We start from the raw sequence: 22,365 nt of genomic DNA on the forward strand, positions 1-22,365 counted from the left end.
TGTCTGTTTATAATGTGCTAAAATATATGCAAAAATAGAAGTATTTTTGAGAGAAAAGATGAATGAAGGAGAATGTTATGCATACCTTAGAAATTATAGATTTACATGCGTCAATTCAAGGCGTAGAAATTTTAAAAGGAGTGAATTTAACTTGGAAAACAGGTGAAATTCACGCTGTGATGGGACTAAACGGAGCAGGGAAATCTACTTTAGCTGCCGTGTTAATGGGAAATCCTCGTTATGAAGTCACAAAAGGAGATATTTTATGGGATGGAGAAAGCATCCTTGATTGGGAAGTAGATGAACGTAGTCGTAAAGGTTTATTTTTAGCAATGCAATATCCAAGCGAAATTCCAGGCGTAACGACGGCTGATTTTTTACGTGCTGCCTTAAATGCTCGTCAACCAGAAGGAAAATCAATTTCTGTAATGAAATTTTTGAAAAAGCTAGATGAAAAATTAGCGATTTTAGACATGAAAGAAGAAATGGCAGAACGTTACTTAAATGAAGGGTTCTCTGGTGGAGAAAAGAAACGTAACGAAATTTTACAAATGTTAATGTTAGATCCAACGTTTGCTATTTTAGATGAAATTGATTCTGGATTAGACGTAGATGCGTTAAAAGTAGTCGCAAAAGGAGTTAATGCGATGCGTAGCCCAGAATTTGGTGCTTTATTAGTAACTCACTACCGTCGTTTATTAGACTATATCGAACCTGATGTAGTTCACATTATGTTGGATGGAAAAATCATTCAAACAGGAGGTATGGAATTAGTCGATCAATTAGAACGCGATGGTTATTCTACTTGGAAAGAAGAGGATGAAGCATAATGACAGGATGGACAACAAAACCGTTATGGTTAGAAGAAGCACAAGCAAACGTTGCTTCTTGCGTAAAAGAAGCGAAAAGTCGTCATATTGCCGATTTTTCTTGGAATTCTTTACCTACAGAATATCCAGTAGAAGAAGGAGAAGTAGAAGGATCTGTTTATGATTTTTCTGCATATTCAGATGAACCATTATGGATTCAAAATGAGCAACAAGTCTATGTAGAGCAATTACCGATGTCTCTTATTGAGGCTGGAGTAGTGATGATGGACTTACAAGAAGCTCTTTGGGATGAAGTATTTAGTGAAAAACTTCGTCCTTATATGGAACAACCATTATCAAAAGACCAGCAAAGTATGGTTCACTTTTTACATAATGAAGAAGGAATGCTTTTATATATTCCTGATCATACAGTTATTCAAGAACCAATTCATTTGCAATTTTTACAAGAACAATTGGCAAATTGGGAACATGTTATATTATTTATTGGAGAAAATTGCCAGTTATCCTTAAAAGAAAATTGGGAATATAAAGGAAATACATATAACAACCAAGCTGTACAATTAATTCTTGGCGCTAATAGCCAATTAGATTACTTTAGTCAAAGTATTGGTGAAGGAAAAGGGACTACTTTTTTACAACGTGATTTTGTTTTACAACAAGATAGTCAATTAACCTTCCGTGGTCAATTATTGAACAGTGGGGTACATGTAGAATGTATTGATGTTCATGTAGAAGGCTCTGGAGCAAAATGTATGGTTGATTTATCAACTTATGGAGCTACTCAAGAGAAAAAAGTAGTAGATGTTCAAATTTTACAAAGTAATCATCATACAGAAAGTGATTTAGTTTTACGTGGTTTAGCTGCCAAAAAAGGAAAAGTTTTATTGAATGCAACAAGTCATATTCAAAAAAATGCTCCTTATTCTTCTGCAGTCCAAAAGAGTGATTTATTACTAGCAGAAGAAAAAAGTGGAGGTACAGCTAACCCTATCTTATTAATTGATAATAATGAAGTAAAAGCGAACCATGCCGCGGCGATTGGTGCACTTTCTGAAGATAAATTATATTATATGCTAAGTCGTGGATTGACCTATGAAATGGCCGTCCAATTATATGCCAAAGGATTTTTAGCTCAAAACGGAAAACATGATGAATGGTTATCTCTTTGGGCAAGAAAGGAAGAATATGTGGGACGTAGAGAAGATTAGAGCAGATTTTCCTGCTTTACAACAAACCGTAAATGATGAACCTTTAATTTATTTTGATAATGCAGCGACAACACAAAAGCCACTTTGTGTTTTAGATAAAGAAATGCAGTTTTATAAAGAAAATAATGCAAATGTCCATCGTGGAGTCCATACGTTATCAGAAGCCGCTACACAAGAATATGAAGAGGCAAGAGAAACCGTACGTCAATTCATTCATGCTGCTTCCACAAAAGAAATTTTATTTACTCGTGGAACAACAACGAGTTTGAATTGGATTGCTCGTGGATACGCTGAAAAAGTGTTAAAAGAAGGCGATGAGATTATCCTTTCTAAAATGGAACATCATGCCAATATTATTCCTTGGCAGCAAGTGGCACAAAAAACAGGAGCCGTGCTACGTTATGTTCCTTTTACAAAGGAAGGATTTTTAGATGAAGAAGTGTTGGATGAGTTATTAAATGAGAAGACAAAAATCGTTGCCTTATCACAAATTTCTAACGTGTTAGGAACAGAAAATCCTATTGCTCGTTTAGCTAAAAAAGTTCATCAATATGATGCAGTATTTGTAGTCGATGGCGCACAATCTGCACCACATGAAAAAATTGATGTTCAGGCATTAGATTGTGACTTTTTTGCCTTTAGTGGCCATAAAATGTGTGGTCCTACAGGTATTGGTGTGTTATATGGAAAACAAAAATGGTTAGAAATGATGGATCCTGTCGAATTTGGTGGAGAAATGATTGATTTTGTCTATGAAGAAGATAGTACATGGACAGAATTACCTTGGAAGTTTGAAGCAGGAACTCCTAATATTGCTGGAGCGATTGGATTAGCGACAGCGATTCATTATTTAGAAAAATTAGGAATGGACCAAATCCAAGCTTATGAGGCAGAATTGATGGCAGATCTTTTACCTCGCTTACAAGCCATCGAAGGAGTAACGGTTTATGGACCAAAAGATCCAAAAGACCATAAAGGAGTAATTTCTTTTAATATTGAAGGGATCCATCCACACGATGTAGCGACTGCCTTAGATATGGAAGGAGTTGCTGTTCGAGCAGGACATCATTGTGCACAACCATTGTTGCGTGAATTATCTGTTCCTGCTGCAGTGCGTGCAAGTTTATATTTCTATAACACAAAAGAAGAAATTGATCGCTTTTTAGAAGCAATTGAAAAAGTAAAGGAGTATTTCCAATATGGCATTGAGTAAATTAGATCAACTATATCGTCAAGTGATTTTAGATCATTCTAGTCATCCTCATCATTATGGAACGTTAGAAGAAGAAACAGATGCTTTGGAATTAAACAATCCTACTTGCGGAGATGTCATTCAAATTCAATGGAAAATGAAAGATGGAGTCATTTCAGATATTGCTTTTGAAGGAGAAGGATGTTCAATTAGCAAAGCAAGTGCAAGTATGATGTGTGATGTATTAATTGGTAAAACTTTACCAGAAGCAGAAGCACTATTAGAAGATTTCTTATCTCTTGTTCAAGGACAAGAAGTAGAAAATGAAGAATTAGAAGATGCTCAATTATTATCTGGAGTATCAAAATTTCCAGCGCGTGTGAAATGTGCGACGTTAGCTTGGAAAGCAGTAGAATCAATGATTGAAAAAAATAAGGAAGGAAAAGAATAATGGAAGATTACCGTTATGGATTTTCAGATGATGTATCTCCCGTATATACAACCGGTACTGGATTAAATGAAGATGTAATCCGTGCACTTTCAAAAGCAAAAGAAGAACCAGAATGGATGTTAGAATTTCGCTTAAAAGCATATGAATCTTTTAAAAAGCAAGCTTTACCGGATTGGGGTCCAGATTTATCTGAAATCGATTTTGATAAAATTAAATATTACCAAAAAGCCAGTGATCGTCCCGTACGTGATTGGGAAGACGTACCAGAAAAAATTAAAGATACTTTTGAAAAAATTGGGGTACCAGAAGCGGAACGTGCCTTTTTAGCAGGAGCTTCTGCTCAATATGAATCAGAAGTGGTTTATCATAATATGAAAGAAGAATTTGATAAACATGGAATTATCTTTACCGATACAGACTCTGCGTTAAAGGAATATCCAGAGTTATTTAAAAAATACTTTGGTAAATTAGTTCCTCCAAGTGATAATAAATTAGCAGCGTTGAACTCTGCCGTTTGGTCTGGAGGAACCTTTATTTATGTTCCAGAAGGAGTGCAACTAGAAGTTCCATTGCAAACCTATTTCCGTATTAATTCAGAAAATGCAGGGCAATTTGAACGAACATTAATTATTGTCGATAAAGGAGCAAGTGTTCACTATATTGAAGGATGTACCGCTCCTACTTATTCCAGTGAAAGCTTGCATGCAGCGATTGTAGAAATCTATGCACATGAAGATGCAAGCATTCGTTATAGTACAATTCAAAACTGGTCTGACAATGTTTATAACCTTGTAACCAAACGTGCAAAAGCTTATAAAAATGCTTCGGTTGAATGGGTAGATGGAAATATCGGTTCTAAAGTAACTATGAAATATCCAGCCGTAATTTTAGCGGAAGAAGGAGCAAAAGGAATGATGCTTTCTGTTGCGATGGCAACAGAAGGACAAGTGCAAGATACTGGAGCAAAAATGATTCATTTAGCGCCGAATACATCAAGCTCTATTGTTTCTAAATCAATTGCAAAAGATGGAGGAGCAACGAACTATCGTGGAATTGTTCATTTTGGCCGCCATGCTCATGGTAGTCAAGGACATATTGAATGTGACACGATGTTAATGGATGATCGTTCGAAGAGTGATACAATTCCAATTAATGAAGCGCATTGTCAAGATGTGGTATTAGAACATGAAGCAACCGTTTCTAAAGTTTCAGAAGAACAATTGTACTACTTAATGAGTCGTGGATTATCTGAAGACGAAGCGACAGAATTGATTGTTATGGGCTTTGTAGAACCATTTAGTCGTGAGTTACCAATGGAATATGCAGTAGAATTAAACCGCTTAATTGGCTATGAAATGAAGGATGCGATTGGATAGAATAACAAAAAGGTAAGAGAACTTCTCTTGCCTTTTTTATTTTTTGAAAAGAACAATGTTGTCTTTGTATAAGGTTTAACTTTCAATTAAATAAGAATAAAAATAAAATTTTTAAGTTATTTATGATGATGTTTAAAGGAATGAGGGAGTTTTCTATTTTATCAAGTCCTATTTTTTATTTTTTTTGTTTGCTACAATAAATCCCGTACTAAAAAACACAAGCGGTGCAAGATGGAAAGAACGGAATATGGTCTTGCATGAAAGCTATTAATGTAAAGGGGATTATTAAATGAGTAGTACAACAAAAGAAGTTACAATGTTTAACCAACCATGGACTTGGTTTAAACAACAAATTACAGGATGGCATACCGCCAATTATTGTTTATTTTGGTTTGCAGTCGGATCACAGTTGATGATTTATGTGACTCAACCAATTACGCTATTATCAACAATTACTTTTATCGGAACGATTTTAGGAACGTTATGTATTGTAAGTATCAATGCCGCAAAATCTGTGAATGGAATTTTAGGATTGATTTCAGCAGCATGTAAAATTTATGTCGGGTATAGTGCCCATAACTATTTAGTGATGTTAGAAGAATTAGCTTATATTATTACATTAGACTTACCGGTGATTTTCTCAGTAAAATCTTGGAATGAAGATACCGTGCACCATTTGAAGAAGTTTACAAAGAAAAATTGGGTAATCAGTTTATGTTCTGTTTTAGTCGTTTGGGGAATTTCTACTTATTTAATTGGTACTTTTACCAATGATCCCCGTCCAGTTATCGATGGATTAAGTTTTGCAGTAAGTGTCACTGGAGGAATTATTTGTTTCTTACGCTATAATAATCAATATTTCTGGTGGACATTTTCTAGCATTTTCCAAATTATATTATGGGCATTAACCTATGCTCAAGGCGATGCAACAATCGCGATGTTAGTTTCTAGTTCTGTTTACTTGGTCAATGATATCATTGCCTTTACTGTATCTCCATGGTTTAACATGGGACGCAAAAAAATGGGTCTAGAAAAAATTGAATAAATAAAAGAGCAATGGTTTCATTGCTCTTTTTTGTTACTGATTTTTTGTAAAAAAAGAAGCGTATTCTAAGGAAAACGAAAAAAACATGAAATCGATTACAAAAAATGAGGTGATATTCTTGCATTATATTAGAATCATGATATTATTATAAATGTAGTTAGCACTTGATAAAGAGAGTGCTAAAAATAGAAGTGGAGGGGTTCATCGTGCTAAAACCATTAGCAGACCGCGTAATCATTAAAGCGGAAAAAGAAACAGAAAAAAATGTTGGAGGAATTATCTTAACCTCTAATCATCAAGAGCAAGTAAAATTAGGAACAGTAATTGCTGTTGGAAAAGGAAGAGTTTCTGAAGATGGACAATGTATTCCAATGGAAGTAAACGTTGATGATACAGTAATGTTTGAATCTTATGCTGGTTCTAAAATCCAACATGATGGAGAAGAATACGTTGTCATGCATGAAAAAGATATTATGGCAATTGTAACAGAAGGCTAGAAAAGAGGAAGAAAAAATGGCAAAAGAAATCAAATATAATAATGATGCACGTTCTAAATTAGTAGAAGGTGTAAATAAATTAGCGAATACAGTAAAAGTAACTTTAGGGCCAAAAGGTCGTAACGTGGTTTTAGAAAAATCATTTGGTACACCTTTAATTACTAATGATGGCGTTTCTATCGCAAAAGAAATTGAATTAGAAGATCATTTTGAAAATATGGGAGCAAAATTAGTTTCTGAAGTAGCTTCAAAAACTAATGATATTGCCGGAGACGGAACAACAACAGCGACAGTATTAACTCAAGCGATTGTTTTAGAAGGAATTAAAAATGTTACTGCAGGAGCAAACCCAGTAGGTATCCGTCGCGGAATTGAAAAAGCAACAAAATCAGCAGTAGATGCTTTACATACAATGTCTAAAGAAGTAAGTTCTAAAGAAGAAATTGCTCAAGTAGCTGCTATCTCTTCTGGTCATGAAGAAGTTGGTGAATTAATTGCTACTGCAATGGAAAAAGTAGGAAACGATGGTGTTATCACTATTGAAGAATCTAAAGGAATTGAAACAGAATTAGATGTTGTAGAAGGTATGCAATTTGATCGTGGTTACTTATCACAATATATGGTAACAGACAACGAAAAAATGGAAGCAGAATTAGATAAACCTTACATCTTAATTACAGATAAAAAAGTATCTAACATTCAAGATTTAATGCCTGTTTTACAAGAAATCATTAAAGCAAATCGTCCATTATTAATCATTGCAGACGATGTGGATGGAGAAGCTTTGACTACTTTATTAGTAAACAAATTACGTGGTACATTAAATGTTTGTGCGGTTAAAGCTCCAGGATTTGGTGACCGTCGTAAAGAAATGTTACGTGATATCGCAATTTTAACTGGTGGACAAGTGATTTCTGAAGACTTAGGTCGTGAATTAGCTTCTACAACTTTAGCTGATTTAGGTCAAGCTAATAAAGTAATCGTAGATAAAGATTCAACAGTAATCGTTGAAGGTGCTGGTAACAAAGAAGAAATCAAAGAACGTATCGAATTGATCCGCAGCCAAATTGGAGAAACAAATTCAGAATTTGACCGTGATAAATTAAAAGAACGTTTAGCTAAATTATCTGGTGGTGTAGCAGTAATTAAAGTTGGTGCTGCAACAGAAACTGTATTAAAAGAATTAAAACTACGTATTGAAGATGCATTAAATGCTACTCGTGCTGCAGTAGAAGAAGGTATTGTTTCTGGTGGTGGAGTTGCATTAATCCAAGCAACAAAAGAAGTTGCAAAATTAGTAGCAGAAACAGAAGGTGACGAACGTACAGGGGTAGAAATCGTTTTACGTGCGTTAGAAGAACCAATTCGTCAAATCGCAATGAATGCTGGCTTAGAAGGCGCAGTAATCGTAGAAAAATTAAAACATGTTGACGAAGGTATTGGTTTCAATGCTGCTACAGGAGAATGGGTAAACATGATTGAAAGTGGTATTGTAGACCCAACAAAAGTAACTCGTTCTGCTTTACAAAATGCTGCAAGCGTAGCTGCATTAATCTTAACAACAGAAGCAGTAGTAGCTGATTTACCAAAAACAGATAACGGAATGACAAATGACCCAAACATGGGTGGAATGATGTAAAAAATAAAAAAGAAAACTGAGTTCATTTGAACTCAGTTTTTTTTATTGGTTTGAAAAATAGTTTAGTAATCCTTTTGTGACTGCATTGGCTACGTCTTGTTGATATTCTTTAGAGAAAATATATTTTTCATCTTTTTTTGTACTCATATAGCCTAGTTCTAGTAATACAGCAGGTTCATTATTTTCACGAGTTACTTGATAATCTCCAAATTGAACTCCACGATTTGGTAATGGTAATTTTTTAATTTGTTGATTAATCTTATTCGCTAATCCTTTACTATTTTCATGATAGTAATAGGTTGTAGTCCCACTGGCTACATTAGAAGAGGCTGTAGAGTCAAAGTGAATACAGATAAAAGCATCTGCTTCATTTTTATTAGAAATATCTGTTCGTTCTTCTAAGCTAACATATTCATCATCGTTTCTAGTCATGATGACTTTAGCTCCTTGTTTCTTCAATTCTTTTTCTAAGCATTTACTTGTCGCTAAAGTAGCATCTTTTTCATAGCGATTATCTTGAGAAACAGATCCTGCATCTTGTCCACCATGTCCAGGGTCAATGACAATGACTGCTCCTTTGAGGTTATTTTTTCGCTTATTATCATGACTTAAGTTTTCTGTAGTTAATAGCCAACTTGCGATATATCCTTTTTCTCCACTAGCTGTCTGTACATAGTACCATTGATCGGTTTTGTTTTTTAACACGGTTACTTTGGCACCAGCACGTAGCGTTTGTTTAGATTCGCTCTTAGTACTTGGTTTTGTTCGTAATTTTGTATCTTGTTGACGAACATAAAGGATACGAGGATTTACTTTATTTTTTTGTTCTTCTGTTTGTACAGGATTGGTGTTGTATTTCAATTCACTTAGGTTACTACTTGGAATCCAACCATAATCATCTTTTACTTTAACAAAAGACCAATTCCATTTTTCTTTTAAAATTTCGACTTTTTCTCCTTTGCTTAAGGAGGTCAGCGTTGGACTTGTTTCATAATCATTTTCTTTTAACGCTACCTTTTTCATCGTGTAGGCAGTTTTTTCTTTTGTATTTGGTTTTTCTTTTGTATCTGCAATCCAACTTGGTACCCAGCCTTCTTTTCCTTGATAGGAGATTTGATACCAGTAATCTAATTTTTTCAAAATTTTAATTTTTTTTCCATAAGGAATTTGTGTAATACGAGAACTATGGAGATTTGGTTTTTCATAAATCGTCCAAGCTAAATTTTCTACTGTCGCAGATTCTTGCTTTTGACATAGAAAAATAGATAGACCGCAAAGTAAGATGATTCCTAGATGAAACAGAAAAATAAAAAAAGATTTTTTCTTTATTTTCTTTTTCAGTTGCAAAAAGGACATTCCTCCTCCGTTAACGTTTTCCTTTATTATTCTATCATTTTTTAATAAAGAACGATACCATAAAAAGAGGAGATAGGATAGAAAAAACAACGGATTTCGTGCTATACTATAAGACATAATAAGAAGAAAAGATCGGAAAAATAAAAGGGAAAAGAAAAAAAGAATGCTTTTTTCCCGATAAATTTAATTTTTTGATTTTACTAGAGGAGGAAATTATGGCTTTACAAAAACCAAAAGGAACCCAAGATATTTTGCCAGGAAAAGTGGAAGCTTGGCAATACGTAGAGCAAGTAGCTCGTGACTTATTTGCAGATTATGCAGTAAAAGAAGTAAGAACTCCTATTTTTGAACATTATGAAGTGGTTTGCCGTGTAGGAGATTCTACAGATATCGTACAAAAAGAAATGTATGATTTTTATGATAAAGGAGATCGCCATATTACTCTTCGCCCAGAAGGAACTTCTCCTGTTGTTCGTGCTTATGTTGAACATAAATTATTTGGGAATGACTTTTTAAAACCATATAAAACGTATTACATTGGACCAATGTTCCGTTATGAACGCCCACAAGCAGGACGTCTACGTCAATTCCATCAAATTGGAGTCGAAATGTTTGGTTCAGAAAATCCAGCTACCGATGTAGAGGGAATTAGCATGGCATTAGAATATTTCTCTCGTTTGGGAATTAAAGATTTGAAATTGGTTATTAATACTTTAGGAGATAAAGATAGTCGTTTACGCTACCGTGAAGCATTAATTGCTTATTTAGAACCTTTACAAGATAAAATGAGTGAAGATTCAAAACGTCGTCTTTATCAAAATCCTTTACGTGTCTTAGATAGTAAAGAACCAGAAGATAAAGAAATTGTAGCGAACGCACCTTCTATTTTGGATTATCTAAATGAAGAAAGTGCAGCTCACTTTGCAGAAGTAAAAGCGATGTTAGAAGAATTAAATATTGACTATATTATCGACACGAATATGGTACGTGGGTTAGACTACTACAATCATACTATTTTTGAAATTATGAGTGATAGTAAAGCTTTTGATGGAAAATTAACTACAGTTTGTGCAGGGGGTCGCTATAATGGATTAGTGGAAGAATTAGGTGGACCGGAAGTACCAAGCTTTGGTTTTGCTTCAGGAGTTGAACGTATACTATTGACATTAGAAGCAGAAAATATCGAATTACCGATTGATGATTCATTAGATGTCTATATTGTTGGAATTGGTCAAGAAGTAAACGTAGAAACATTAAAATTAGCGCTTGCTTTACGTCACCAAGGATACAAGGTAGAACGCGATTATTTAAATCGTAAACCAAAAGCACAGTTTAAAACAGCAAACAAAATGAATGCTCGTTTTGTATTGACCCTAGGATTAGATGAATTAGAAAAACAAGAAATTAACTTGAAAAATATGAATACTGGGGAACAAAAAACAGTGCCATTAGCTTCAATTTATGAAGATTTTAACGCATTGTATATGGAAATGATGGAGGAAGCATAATGATTCGAACAGCATATTGTGGAGAAATTACAGAAAGATATGTAGGAGAAGAAGTAACCGTTCAAGGTTGGGTCCAAAAACGACGTGACCTAGGTGGATTAATCTTTATTGATTTACGTGACCGCGAAGGAATTGTACAAATTGTTTTTGATCCAAAACGAAATGAAGAGCAATGGGAAATTGCCAATGAATGTCGTGGGGAATATGTATTAGAAATTCGTGGTACAGTCCAAAAACGTGAAAAAGAAAATCCGGAATTAAAAACAGGAGCAGTAGAAATTATTGCTTCAGAAATTCATATTTTAAATCGTGCAAAAACTACACCGATTGAAATTACAGAAGAAACAAAAGTTAATGATGAATTACGTTTGAAATATCGTTATTTAGATTTACGTCGCAAACCAATGTATGAGAATTTAGCTTTACGTTCTAAATTAACTCATAGCATTCGTGAATATATGGATCAACAAGGATTTATCGACATTGAAACTCCATATATGACAAAATCAACACCAGAAGGAGCGCGTGACTATTTAGTACCTTCTCGTGTTCATGAAGGACATTTCTATGCTTTACCACAAAGTCCGCAAATTACAAAACAATTATTAATGGCTGCTGGATTTGACCGTTATTACCAAATCGTACGTTGCTTCCGTGACGAAGATTTACGTGGAGACCGTCAACCAGAATTTACGCAAGTAGACTTAGAAACTTCTTTCTTAAGTGCAGAACAAATCCAAACTTTAGTAGAAGGCATGATTCAAAAAGCAATGCGTGATGTGAAAGGTATCGAAGTGACTTTACCATTCCCACGTATGAGCTATCATGAAGCGATGAGTCGTTATGGTAGTGATAAACCAGATACTCGCTTTGGTATGGAATTAATTGCTTTAAATGATGTTTTAAAAGATATCGACTTCAAAGTATTTGCAGATGCTATTCATAATGGAGGAGAAGTAAAAGCTATTTGTGCTCCACAAGCAGCTAATCGTTATTCTCGCAAAGACTTAGATAAAATTGCAGAACACTTAAAACAATTTGGTGCTAAAGGATTAGCTTGGTTGAAAGTCGATGCTGAAGGTGTGAAAGGTCCTGTAGCGAAATTCTTTAATGAAGAATTACAAACTTCTTTATTAGAAGCAACAGGAGCAAAAGAAGGCGACTTATTATTATTTGTGGCAGATAAAAAAGATGTGGTTGCCGCAAGTCTAGGAGCACTTCGTTTACAATTAGGAGAAGAATTAGGATTAATCGATCATGATGCCTTTAATTTCTTATGGATTGTAGATTGGCCATTACTAGAATTTGATGAAGAAGCAAACCGTTATGTAGCAATGCACCATCCATTTACGATGCCAAAAGCAGAAGATGTAGAATTATTAGCTTCTGCTCCAGAAAAAGTTCATGCAGATGCCTATGATATCGTTTTAAATGGATATGAATTAGGTGGTGGTTCTTTACGTATTTATCAACGTGAAGTTCAAGAACAAATGTTTACTGCTTTAGGCTTTACAAAAGAAGAAGCAGAAGAACAATTCGGTTTCTTACTAGAAGCAATGGATTATGGCTTCCCTCCACATGGTGGATTAGCGATTGGATTAGACCGCTTTGCGATGTTATTAGCAGGAGAAGATAATATTCGTGAAGTGATTGCTTTCCCTAAAAATAGTAAAGCGATGGATGTAATGACACAAGCTCCAAGTTTAGTGTCTCCACAACAATTAGAAGAATTAGCGTTAGAAGTTCAAACTAAAGAAGGATAAAATCATGAATATACAGCGCAATGATGGGAAGATTATGCAGTCAGATTATGCTCAGAAATTTTCTGCTTCGATTACTTATGGATTAGTTTCTGCGATTGCCTTGAATGTTTTTTGGCAACCAGGAAATATTTATGCTAGTGGAATTACTGGGTTTGCTCAGTTAATTGATAATTTTCTTTCTCATATGCTTCATATCAATGTTCCTATTTCTATGGTCATTTATGGAATTAATATCCCCTTATTTATCTTAGCTTGGTTTAAATTAGGGCGAAAATTTACTTTATTTACGATTTTAAGTGTTACGATTTCTGCAGTGATGATTCAGATTGTTCCTGAAGTGCCATTAATCAATGATCCACTAATTTGTGCGATCTTTGGTGGGGCGATTAACGGAATTGGTGTTGGATTTGCGATGCGAAACGGAGTATCTTCAGGTGGATTGGACATCATTTCTCTTTATATCCGGAAAAAGACAGGAAAGAGTGTCGGATCGATTTCTGTACTCTTTAATGCTTGTATTATTTTAGCGGCTGGATTTTTATTCGGTTGGCCACATGCATTTTATAGTATGTTCTCCATCTTTATTAGTGGAAAAATGACAGATTCAATTTATACTCGCCAACAAAAAATGCAAGTCATGATTGTAACTCGTCACCCACAACGAGTAATCGATACCATTCAAGCACAATTGCGTCGTGGAATTACGATTATTCATGGAGCAGAAGGAGCTTATCGTCATGATAGTCAAACGATTTTAATTACAGTTATTACACGCTATGAATTACCGCAATTATCTAAAGCAATGAAACAAGCGGATGACCAAGCGTTCGTATCGATTGCGGATAATATTAAAATTTTGGGTAATTTCTATGATCCTGGAATGGAATAAACAAAAGACCTTTACATTTTCTTTGTAAAGGTCTCTTTTTTTTGACAGTTTTTTTTCTTTCCCTTACTGTTATAAAGGAGAGGAGTTTAGTATGAAAATAAAATCAATGCGTAAGCAAATCCAAATGATTGTCTTTAGTGCCCTAGCTACAATTTTAATGTTTATCGCCATCCCGATTATCCCCTTGGCTCCTTTTTTGACGGTAGACATTAGCGATGTGTCCTTACTTTTATTAGCACAGATGACAAAGCGTCGATATGCCCTTGTTGGTAGTATCTTAAGTGCGTTGTTATATTGGAGTATACAAGCTTTTTCTTTGCCTGTATTGATCGGTTTAGTGGGTCATCTAGTCTTTACCTGGACTTATATTTGTAGCTATCCAAAAATCAAATCATTATGGAAACAAATCATCTTGCAATTTATCGTCTCAGTATTGGCCAATATTTTCTTTTTATTGCCAGCGTACGAGATGTTATTACATTTTGAACTACCATATTCACTATGTATTTACTTATTCTGTGCGTTATTGCCATATTTAATCGTCAAAACAGCACTTGTCCATTGGATTGTCCATGAATGTCAAAAATTACCTTTTGTTTCTAAAAAGGAACGCATTGGATAGTATTGTTGAATATATTGTATTTTTTGTGCTCTCGTTTTTTGTTTAAAGGCATATTCCGCTTTTAAAGCACTAGAAGCATTTGGATATTCTTCATAGTAACGTAAAATAACTGGTCTGCGAGCACGAGTATATTTGGCTCCTTTTCCGGAGTTATGTTGTTTGATTCTTCGTTCTAAATTTGTAGTATATCCAGTATAAAGAGAGTGATCTTTACATTCGACAACATAAAGGTAGTGAATTTTATTTTCCATGGAAAATATCCATCATTTCTTTAGTGTATTCATTATTTTCGTTTTGGATGATAAATGGAGGCTCAACGATAAATCCTTCTTTACTTCCATTTTTGATTCCTTCAATAATCATCGCTTTTGCAGGACGGTCCATTTTTGAATAAATAAAGCGAACCTTTTTAGGAGTAATTTGGTGTCTTTGCATCGCTTCTAAAATGGGAAGGAAACGATCTGGACGATGGACTAAAGAAAGATGCCCTTTCGTTTTTAAAACATAACTGGCTTGTTGCATAATATCCTCAATTTCGGCATAAATTTCATGACGAGCAATCGCTAAATGCGGATTAGGATTTTGTAACTGTTGCTCTCTTACAGGAAAATATGGTGGATTACATAAAATAGCATCAATGGTATCATGAGCAAAATATTGAGAGAGTTCTTTTAAATCAGCACAGTGGACATGGCACTGTGCTTCTTTTTTATTTAAAGCAATACTTTGTTCGGCCATTTCTGCCAAGCGGGGTTGTAATTCTATAAAATCAATGCTCGCTTTTGTTTTTTCAGTACAAAGTAAGCCAACTGCGCCATTTCCTGCACATAAGTCAATGATTTTTCCTTTTTTAGGGACATAACCAAAATGAGCTAAAAGAACCGCATCGATAGAAAAAGAAAATACTTCATTACTTTGAATAATTTTTAATCCATTGAAATTTAAATCATCTATTCGTTCCATAAAATTAGTATCCTTCCTTCTTTTACATTCTTTCTTATGGTACCATAATCAAAAAAGGAAAAGGAAGAGCACTCCGAAGAAATCATGAAAAGTTGAAATAAATATGGTATTCTAACAGAGAAAAGAACGGAGGAAATTATGTTTTACAAAGTTGCATTTTCCTTTATTAAAGGAATTTTTTATATTTTAAATGGCAAAATTAAAGTTGAAAATAAAGAGAAGTTACCAGAAGGGAATTATATTTTAGCGGCTCCCCATAAAACTTGGTGGGATCCATTAGTGCTAGCGATTGCTTGTTTACCTAAACAATTTACTTTTATGGCGAAAAAAGAATTATTTAAAAATAAATTCTTCTCTTGGGTATTAGGCAAAGTGAATGTTTTCCCAGTAGACCGTAAAAATCCAGGACCTAGTGCGATTAAACTTCCAGTTCAACGTTTGAAAAAAACAGATTTGAGCTTAATGATTTTTCCTTCTGGCACACGTCATTCAGAAGAGTTAAAAGGTGGGATTGCTTTGATTGCTAAAATGAGTCGTGTACCGATTGTTCCTGCCGTATATGAAGGACCACTTACTATTAAAGATATTTTGTTACGTCATAAAATGACGATTCGCTTTGGTGATCCTATTGATACAAAGACAGTAACCACAGATGAAGCAGGGCGTGAACAATTGATGGAACAGTTAAATGAAGCCTTTTCTGAATTACATAAGGAAAAATAGAAAGAGATGAATACGATGAAAGAAGAAAAAGAACCAATTCAAGAAGCGCCACTATGGCAGCTTTCGACGGTAGAAGGAAAGACTTTTGTCTACCAAGAAGATGTTGTTTTTCAATTAGTAGAAAATTATCGCGATGCGTTTCAACTAGAAGTATTTCAAGAAAAATTCATTGATCTTTTATTAAAATACGATTTTATCGTGGGAGATTGGGGATTTGAACAATTACGTCTTCGTGGTTTTTTCTATGATGATGTGAAAAATACACCAAAAGAATGGAAAATTTCTACTTTAGAAGATTATTTATATGAATATTGTAATTTTGGTTGTCCTTATTTTGTTTTAGAACGTTTAAGTGGAGAAAAAGGTCGTTATATTCCACCGAAAAAACGCAACCATAAGAAACAAGAAGAAAAGAAACCAAATTATAAAAATAAGAAAAAACCAAATCCAAAGAAAAGAAAAAAAAGAGGAGAACGCAATGTATAAAGGATATTTGATTGATTTAGATGGAACCATCTATTTAGGAGATGAAATTATTCCAGCAGGGAAACGTTTTGTAGAACGTTTACAAGAAGAAAAAATTCCTTTTTTATTTGTGACGAATAATAGTAGTCGTACACCAGAAGAAGTTGTTCGGATGTTAGCGACGAAATTTTCTATCCAAGTAACGACAGACCACGTTTATACTTCTGCCCAAGCGACAGCAGATTATATGGATCGCTTAGGAAAAGAAAAAACGGTTTATTGGATTGGTCATGAAGGAATTAAACAAAGTTTGAGTGCTCATGGATATTCTTATGAAGAAAAAAATCCATCTTTTGTCGTGGTTGGTTTAGACCGTGAATTAACATACCAAAAATTAAGTACCGCATCTTTAGCGATTCAAAAAGGAGCGACTTTTATTGGAACGAATCCAGATCGCAATATTCCTACCCATGAAGGATTAATGCCAAGTGCTGGCCCATCCATTGCCTACTTGGAAACTGCGACAGGACAAAAAGCCACTGTCATTGGAAAACCAGAAGCGATTATGATGGAAGGGGCTGTTCAACGATTAGGACTAGATAAACAAGAAGTCGCAATGGTAGGGGATAATTATGAAACCGATATTTTAGCAGGAATTCATAATGATATTCCATCGATTTTAGTATTGACAGGCTTTACTAAAAAAGAACAAGTACCTACTTTACCAGAACAACCGACTCATGTTTTAAATTCATTAGATGAATGGAAACTATAAAAACTTATTTTAAAAGAAAACAATCGACAAAGCAGGCTCTATTTTGGGTCACTCTCTTTGTCTTTTGTTTTTGTAATTTTTTGGTGTGGAATAGTTATTTTTGCTTTGATTTCTTTTTTGCCTCTGATATTGCTCAGAAAACACATACTTCTGTAGGCGAATTAGAAAGCTTATTTCGTCATCTATTATTTTATCTTCAAGGATGGCAATCTACATTACCACTCGCTCCTTTTTCTGCTTCTTTAGCAGCAAAGCAACATTTTGCAGAGGTGCGTTTTTGGTTTATATTAAACAATAGTGTAGGTCTTTTATTAAGTTTACCAGCCTATTGGAGCCTTTTTCGTTTGAAATATCAATGGTATTGGATTAAACAGTGGATTTCTTCATTACAAAAAGGATTTTTCCTTCTTTTTGGCTTAATGATTTTAGCATTTGGACCGTTATTTACGGTATTCCATTTGTTACTTTTTCCTAATCAAAAATGGCTTTTTCATTTACCAGAAGATTCAATTATTTACCTTTTACCAGAATCGTTATTCCAATTTTATTTCTGTTATTGGGGAATGCTGCTTTTGATAATCAGTATAGCATTAAAAATTTATATTAAGAGAAAGGAAAACTATAGTGATAGAAGCAAAAGAAGTGCTAGATAAAATGCACAAAAATCAAAAGATTAACTATGATCGAGTACTACAAAAAATGGTTCAAGAATGGGAGAAAGAAGCATTTCGACCTAAAATTTTACTACATAGTTGTTGTGCTCCTTGTAGTACATATACTCTAGAATATTTAACAAAATATGCCGATGTGGATATTTACTTTGCGAATTCTAATATTCATCCTGCAACGGAGTATGAACGTCGTCGCTTAGTACAAGAAAAATTTGTCCAAGATTTTAATCGTGATTATGGAACAAATATTCAATTGATTTCTGCTCCTTATGAGCCACAAAAATTTGTCCAAATGGTTCAAGAAGCTAAATTAGAAGAAGCACCAGAAGGCGGAGATCGCTGTCATTTATGTTTTGATATGCGTCTTTCTTCTGTAGCGGATAAAGCAGCAGAATTAGGTTATGACTATTTTGCTAGTGCATTGACAGTTTCTCCGCACAAAAATAGCCAAGTGATCAATGAAGTGGGATTAGATGTAGAAGAAGAGCGTGCTGTCTCTTATCTACCTAGTGATTTTAAAAAGAATAATGGCTATCGTAGAACAGTAGAGATGTGTGAAATTTATGATATTTACCGTCAATGTTATTGTGGTTGTGTCTTTGCGGCAAGACAACAAGAATTAGATTTAAAAGCAATTAGCAAAGAAGCAAAAGAAGCCATTCCTAAATTACGAGAACAAATTGAATGGAATATTCAACAGAATCAAAAATAGAAAATAGCTCAGTCAAAGATCGACTGAGCTTTTTAATTTTCCTTTAATTTCCGTGTTTATTAATAGTATTTTTTTGAAAAATATCTAAAGTATGAGAAAATATTGATAACACATTTTATTGTGAATCTTGTACTATTGAATTAATAAATGACACGTATAAAGGAGAACATACCCCAAATGAAAAAGAAAACACTATATACAACAGTCGCAAGTTGCTTATTTAGCGTTGGTTTATTAACAAACGTCGATGCATTTGCTGCAGAAGAAGAAAATGATAAAAAACATACAGTAGATGCAGTTAAAGAACATAAAGATGAACGTATTTCTTTAACAAAACTAACCCCTTGTTATACAAAAATTGGTTGGGGCGAATTGAAAGTCAATAAAAACTTGGACAATCAGCCAATCCGCTTGAAGTTGGATAATGATGAAGTATTTACTTTTGATGAAGGAATTGTTGCTCATGCCTATTCAAAAGTAGAATATAATATCTCAGAATATTCAGAAAAATATCCAATTTTCCAAACGTATGTCGGTGTAGATTATTCACGTGGAAATCGTGGTTCTGTTTCGTTTAAAGTATATACATCAGAAGATAATAAAAATTGGAAAGAAGTCGATCATACCGAAGTATTAAGTGCTGATTCTAAAGCAAAATTAATTCGCGTAAACGTTAAAGGAGCAAAATATATTCGTTTAGAAGCAAATGATAACCATGGAAATGGCGATGATCATGCTGCTTACGGAAATCCAATGTTAACAACAGAAGAGTATAGTGATGCACCTGGAGAATCATTAGCTGTGGTGAAACCAGTTAGCGTTTATGATGAAGAAATTAAAAAAGCATACGCAGCAAATAACAATACTTTAAATGAATCGATTAAAAAATTGATCTTACAACGTACTTTTATTGCTCGTTGTGGATATCATACAATCAATAAATTAACTAAAAATAGCCAAGAAACAACCGAAGCATTAAACTGGTTATTAAATAACTACAATGCCTTATCTCATTTTATCCATGCAGGAGAAATGGACCGTGCAGCTTCAACAGATAAAGTAATCAAATCTTGGACTGAATTATATAAAAATTACCATGATGATTTCACAAGTCCAGTCTTATTAAAATTAGCAATCGCGACAGCGATTACTCATGGTAGTGATATTTATTTCTGGACAGGTTCTGGACAACCTTCTGTAGCTACAGAGCGTTATGCTTCATTCAAAAAATTATATAAGAATGGAACAATGGCCAAAGGAATCCGTACAGGAAATATTAAAGACTTTGAAACATTACCACCTGTATTATTACGTTGGGTTGTCAATGCTAAAATGCACACTCCAGAAATTAATTGGTTTGCAAATTATGCCTTAAAAGAAAAAGATAAAGGTCGTAATTACCTAGATGCCTATAATTACATTAACTATACAGATGGCTATAACTATGGTAAAGAAGAATATCATGATTTAAAACAAGCAGAAAAATGGAATAAAAAATACGATTTCAAAGAATTATATGCGAGTGAAGAAGAATATACCAACCGAAACATTCAACACTTATGGCAAGTCTTTGAGGAAGGTTCTGTTTGTGGTGGATTAGCAAAAACTTACACTAATGTCCAACAAGTATTTGGTTTACCTGCTGCAGTTTGTGGACAACCAGGACATGCTGCATCTTTTGTCTATGATAAAAAAGATGGAAAACCAGTATGGAATATTTATAATGATATCTTTGGCTTTATGAAATCAGATCGTGGAGATTTCTTATTCTGGGGACCTAAATATTCTTCTACAAATTATAATGGTAGTTATGTATTATTAGCTCAAGCAGCATTAAATGATTATCGTGCCTTTATGAATGCAAACTACTACAATTTATTAGCAAATAGCTTTAACTCACCAGAAGATAAAGTGAAAGCATATCAAAAAGCATTAGAAGTTGAAGGACTAAATATGGACTCCATTATGGGCTTATTAAAAAATATGAAATCATTAAATGTTTCTGATGCAGATTACTTACGCTTTGCAAAAGAAGTAGCGAAAAACTTGAAATATTATCCACTACCATTTGTTGATGTGATGAATGAAATTCGTTCTCAAATGAAATCTGCAAATGATAAAGCAGCGATTGATTCTTTACGCTTACGCACATTGAAAGATATGAAGAAAGTAAGTGATTCAGAATATATCCAAGCGAACGTTTGTCGTGGAATGGCTGATTTCTTATTAGGAGATCGTGATATGACTGTAGCTACTTTCTCTTTTGATGGAAAAGATGCAGGTACTATCGTAATGAATGAACGTTATCAAGATTCTGATATTCGTTGGGAATATTCATTAGATGGTGGCAAAACGAAAAAAGAAGTAAATGATAAAAAATTAAAATTATCATCAGAAGAAATTGCTAAAATCAATGCAAAAGATGGAATTCAAATTTCATTTGTAGGAACGGATGAAATTCATAAAATTGAAATTGAAGATGGAAACTTAGATAAGAAATTCCATGTCAATGATTTAGAAAACCGTTTATTAGGCTCAAACCAACCATTAGAATATCAAGATCAAGATGGTCAATGGAAACCGTATACAAATACAGTTCGTTTTGCTGGGGATCAAAAAGTGAAATTCCGTTCTGCAGCTCATGGTCAACAAATGGCAAGTTCAGCACAAGAATTTAACTTTACGGCAAGTACAGACCAAAAAACATATATTCCAGTTTCTGATATTTCCTTATACAAATTCTGTTCCGAACACAACAATACAGATGAAGCTGCGAAAAATATGATTGATGGTGATAAAAACACATTATGGCACAATGATTGGGGCGGAAATGATAACTTATTCTACAGTGTAGAATTTAACCAAGTGAAAAACTTAAAAACTATCCAATATTTACCTCGTCAAGCGGGAAATGATAATGGTAAATTAAAAGAAGTTTCTATTTACACAAGTTTAGATGGTAAAGAGTGGAAATTAGCACAAACCTTTACTAATATTTCTGCTAGTCGTGAAATGAAAACATTTACGTTAGACAAACCAGTCCAAGCTAAATATGTAGCATTAAAAGCAAACCAAACTTATGGTAAAATATTAAATCGCTTCTTCTCTGGTCAATTATTAAACTTCTTTGAAGCAGATACGAAAGTAGCAGATAAAGAGCAATCAAAAGAAGAATTAGCAAAAGAAGTGAAAGGTTTAGAAGTCAATCATTACCAAAAAGCAGCTTTATTAAAAGCAGTAAAATATGATGCTGTGAAAAAAGTGCAAGAAATGATTGAAAAAGTAAAAGAGCAACATAGAAATGTAGCTGTCGTTCGTACACAATTAATCAACCAATTAGAAGATTTAGCTTTAGTAGATACAGATCAAGCCAAAACAGAAATTGAAAAGGCACATTCTGTAGATAAAATGAATGAAATTTTCAACCAAGTATATGCAGAAAATCAAAAAGAAATGAAACGTTTCCAAGAATCTGGATTGAAAAAATTAGAAGCTTGTTCAAATCTTTCAAAAGAAGATAAAGAATACTACAAAGATAGTATTTTGATGGCAACAAGTCCAGTTGAAGTTTCTATGCTTGTCGGTGAAGCTCGTCAGAAAAATTAAATGTCCCTAATAAGATAGCTTTATATTATAAAGGTAAAATCTCAGGTCTATGACCTGGGATTTTTTATTGCACA

At 33.9% G+C, this 22,365-nt stretch carries 21 protein-coding genes; 18 read left to right on the top strand and 3 right to left on the bottom strand.

Annotated elements, in window-relative coordinates; translation table 11 throughout:
• Nucleotides 1–77 precede the first annotated feature (77 nt).
• The 8 genes from sufC to groL all read left to right on the top strand — a co-directional run bounded on the left by sufC (nt 78) and on the right by groL (nt 8,238).
• Nucleotides 78–830: a Fe-S cluster assembly ATPase SufC gene (gene sufC / locus C683_RS05895; RefSeq protein WP_009491974.1), complete on the top strand. Its 753-nt coding sequence runs from the start codon at nt 78–80 to the stop codon at nt 828–830.
• Nucleotides 830–2,038, top strand: coding sequence for a SufD family Fe-S cluster assembly protein (locus tag C683_RS05900; protein WP_009491976.1), 1,209 nt, complete (start codon nt 830–832; stop codon nt 2,036–2,038). Before sufC ends, C683_RS05900 begins: the two co-directional genes overlap by 1 nt.
• Nucleotides 2,016–3,251, top strand: a complete 1,236-nt coding sequence (locus C683_RS05905; protein ID WP_009491978.1) for an aminotransferase class V-fold PLP-dependent enzyme — start codon at nt 2,016–2,018, stop codon at nt 3,249–3,251. Before C683_RS05900 ends, C683_RS05905 begins: the two co-directional genes overlap by 23 nt.
• Complete coding sequence (gene sufU, locus C683_RS05910; RefSeq protein ID WP_009491980.1) at nt 3,238–3,681, top strand: Fe-S cluster assembly sulfur transfer protein SufU; 444 nt, start codon at nt 3,238–3,240, stop codon at nt 3,679–3,681. The genes C683_RS05905 and sufU overlap by 14 nt, the downstream gene beginning before the upstream one ends.
• Nucleotides 3,681–5,057 (top strand): Fe-S cluster assembly protein SufB, encoded by a 1,377-nt coding sequence (gene sufB, locus C683_RS05915; protein ID WP_009491982.1) that lies wholly within the window; start codon nt 3,681–3,683, stop codon nt 5,055–5,057. The genes sufU and sufB overlap by 1 nt, the downstream gene beginning before the upstream one ends.
• Nucleotides 5,058–5,346: 289 nt before the next feature.
• Nucleotides 5,347–6,102: a nicotinamide riboside transporter PnuC gene (gene pnuC / locus C683_RS05920; RefSeq protein ID WP_009491984.1), complete on the top strand. Its 756-nt coding sequence runs from the start codon at nt 5,347–5,349 to the stop codon at nt 6,100–6,102.
• A 191-nt stretch (nt 6,103–6,293) separates the two neighbouring features.
• Complete coding sequence (locus C683_RS05925; protein ID WP_211204970.1) at nt 6,294–6,599, top strand: co-chaperone GroES; 306 nt, start codon at nt 6,294–6,296, stop codon at nt 6,597–6,599.
• A 16-nt stretch (nt 6,600–6,615) separates the two neighbouring features.
• The gene (gene groL / locus C683_RS05930; RefSeq protein ID WP_009491988.1) at nt 6,616–8,238 is read left to right on the top strand and encodes a chaperonin GroEL; all 1,623 of its coding nucleotides are present in this window, start codon (nt 6,616–6,618) and stop codon (nt 8,236–8,238) included.
• Between the two features lie 42 nt (nt 8,239–8,280).
• Here groL and C683_RS05935 read toward each other — a convergent pair whose 3' ends face one another.
• On the bottom strand, nt 8,281–9,585 hold the full coding sequence (locus C683_RS05935; protein ID WP_009491990.1) for an N-acetylmuramoyl-L-alanine amidase family protein: 1,305 nt from the start codon (nt 9,583–9,585) through the stop codon (nt 8,281–8,283).
• A gap of 224 nt (nt 9,586–9,809) precedes the next feature.
• Between C683_RS05935 and hisS the strand changes: the two genes are divergently transcribed.
• From hisS to C683_RS05955, 4 genes are all read left to right on the top strand, one after another.
• Entirely contained in the window at nt 9,810–11,102 is a 1,293-nt protein-coding gene (gene hisS / locus C683_RS05940; protein ID WP_009491992.1) for a histidine--tRNA ligase, read from the top strand.
• A complete protein-coding gene (gene aspS, locus C683_RS05945; RefSeq protein WP_009491994.1) occupies nt 11,102–12,865 on the top strand; it encodes an aspartate--tRNA ligase in 1,764 nt (587 codons plus the stop codon). The genes hisS and aspS overlap by 1 nt, the downstream gene beginning before the upstream one ends.
• A 4-nt stretch (nt 12,866–12,869) precedes the next feature.
• Nucleotides 12,870–13,754 (top strand): YitT family protein, encoded by an 885-nt coding sequence (locus C683_RS05950; protein WP_009491996.1) that lies wholly within the window; start codon nt 12,870–12,872, stop codon nt 13,752–13,754.
• 91 nt (nt 13,755–13,845) lie between these two features.
• Complete coding sequence (locus tag C683_RS05955) at nt 13,846–14,376, top strand: ECF transporter S component (RefSeq protein WP_009491998.1); 531 nt, start codon at nt 13,846–13,848, stop codon at nt 14,374–14,376.
• Here C683_RS05955 and C683_RS05960 read toward each other — a convergent pair.
• Nucleotides 14,334–14,627 (bottom strand): GIY-YIG nuclease family protein, encoded by a 294-nt coding sequence (locus tag C683_RS05960; RefSeq protein ID WP_009492000.1) that lies wholly within the window; start codon nt 14,625–14,627, stop codon nt 14,334–14,336. The genes C683_RS05955 and C683_RS05960 overlap by 43 nt on opposite strands.
• The gene (locus C683_RS05965; protein WP_009492002.1) at nt 14,617–15,339 is read right to left on the bottom strand and encodes a tRNA1(Val) (adenine(37)-N6)-methyltransferase; all 723 of its coding nucleotides are present in this window, start codon (nt 15,337–15,339) and stop codon (nt 14,617–14,619) included. Before C683_RS05965 ends, C683_RS05960 begins: the two co-directional genes overlap by 11 nt.
• A 138-nt stretch (nt 15,340–15,477) precedes the next feature.
• On the opposite strand from C683_RS05965, the gene C683_RS05970 reads away from it, so the two are divergent.
• The 6 genes from C683_RS05970 to C683_RS05995 all read left to right on the top strand — a co-directional run bounded on the left by C683_RS05970 (nt 15,478) and on the right by C683_RS05995 (nt 22,291).
• A complete protein-coding gene (locus tag C683_RS05970) occupies nt 15,478–16,062 on the top strand; it encodes a lysophospholipid acyltransferase family protein (RefSeq protein ID WP_009492004.1) in 585 nt (194 codons plus the stop codon).
• 15 nt (nt 16,063–16,077) lie between these two features.
• Nucleotides 16,078–16,548, top strand: coding sequence for a YutD family protein (locus C683_RS05975; protein ID WP_009492006.1), 471 nt, complete (start codon nt 16,078–16,080; stop codon nt 16,546–16,548).
• Complete coding sequence (locus C683_RS05980; RefSeq protein WP_009492008.1) at nt 16,541–17,302, top strand: TIGR01457 family HAD-type hydrolase; 762 nt, start codon at nt 16,541–16,543, stop codon at nt 17,300–17,302. The genes C683_RS05975 and C683_RS05980 overlap by 8 nt, the downstream gene beginning before the upstream one ends.
• Nucleotides 17,290–17,955 carry a lipoprotein intramolecular transacylase Lit gene (locus C683_RS05985; RefSeq protein ID WP_009492010.1) on the top strand — a complete coding sequence of 222 codons (666 nt, stop codon included), beginning with the start codon at nt 17,290–17,292 and terminating at the stop codon, nt 17,953–17,955. The genes C683_RS05980 and C683_RS05985 overlap by 13 nt, the downstream gene beginning before the upstream one ends.
• Before the next feature lies 1 nt (nt 17,956).
• The gene (locus C683_RS05990; RefSeq protein ID WP_009492012.1) at nt 17,957–18,685 is read left to right on the top strand and encodes an epoxyqueuosine reductase QueH; all 729 of its coding nucleotides are present in this window, start codon (nt 17,957–17,959) and stop codon (nt 18,683–18,685) included.
• Between the two features lie 177 nt (nt 18,686–18,862).
• The gene (locus C683_RS05995; RefSeq protein WP_009492014.1) at nt 18,863–22,291 is read left to right on the top strand and encodes a discoidin domain-containing protein; all 3,429 of its coding nucleotides are present in this window, start codon (nt 18,863–18,865) and stop codon (nt 22,289–22,291) included.
• Nucleotides 22,292–22,365 lie beyond the last annotated feature (74 nt).

Source organism: Catellicoccus marimammalium M35/04/3, from assembly GCF_000313915.1.
Lineage (GTDB): Bacteria > Bacillota > Bacilli > Lactobacillales > Catellicoccaceae > Catellicoccus > Catellicoccus marimammalium.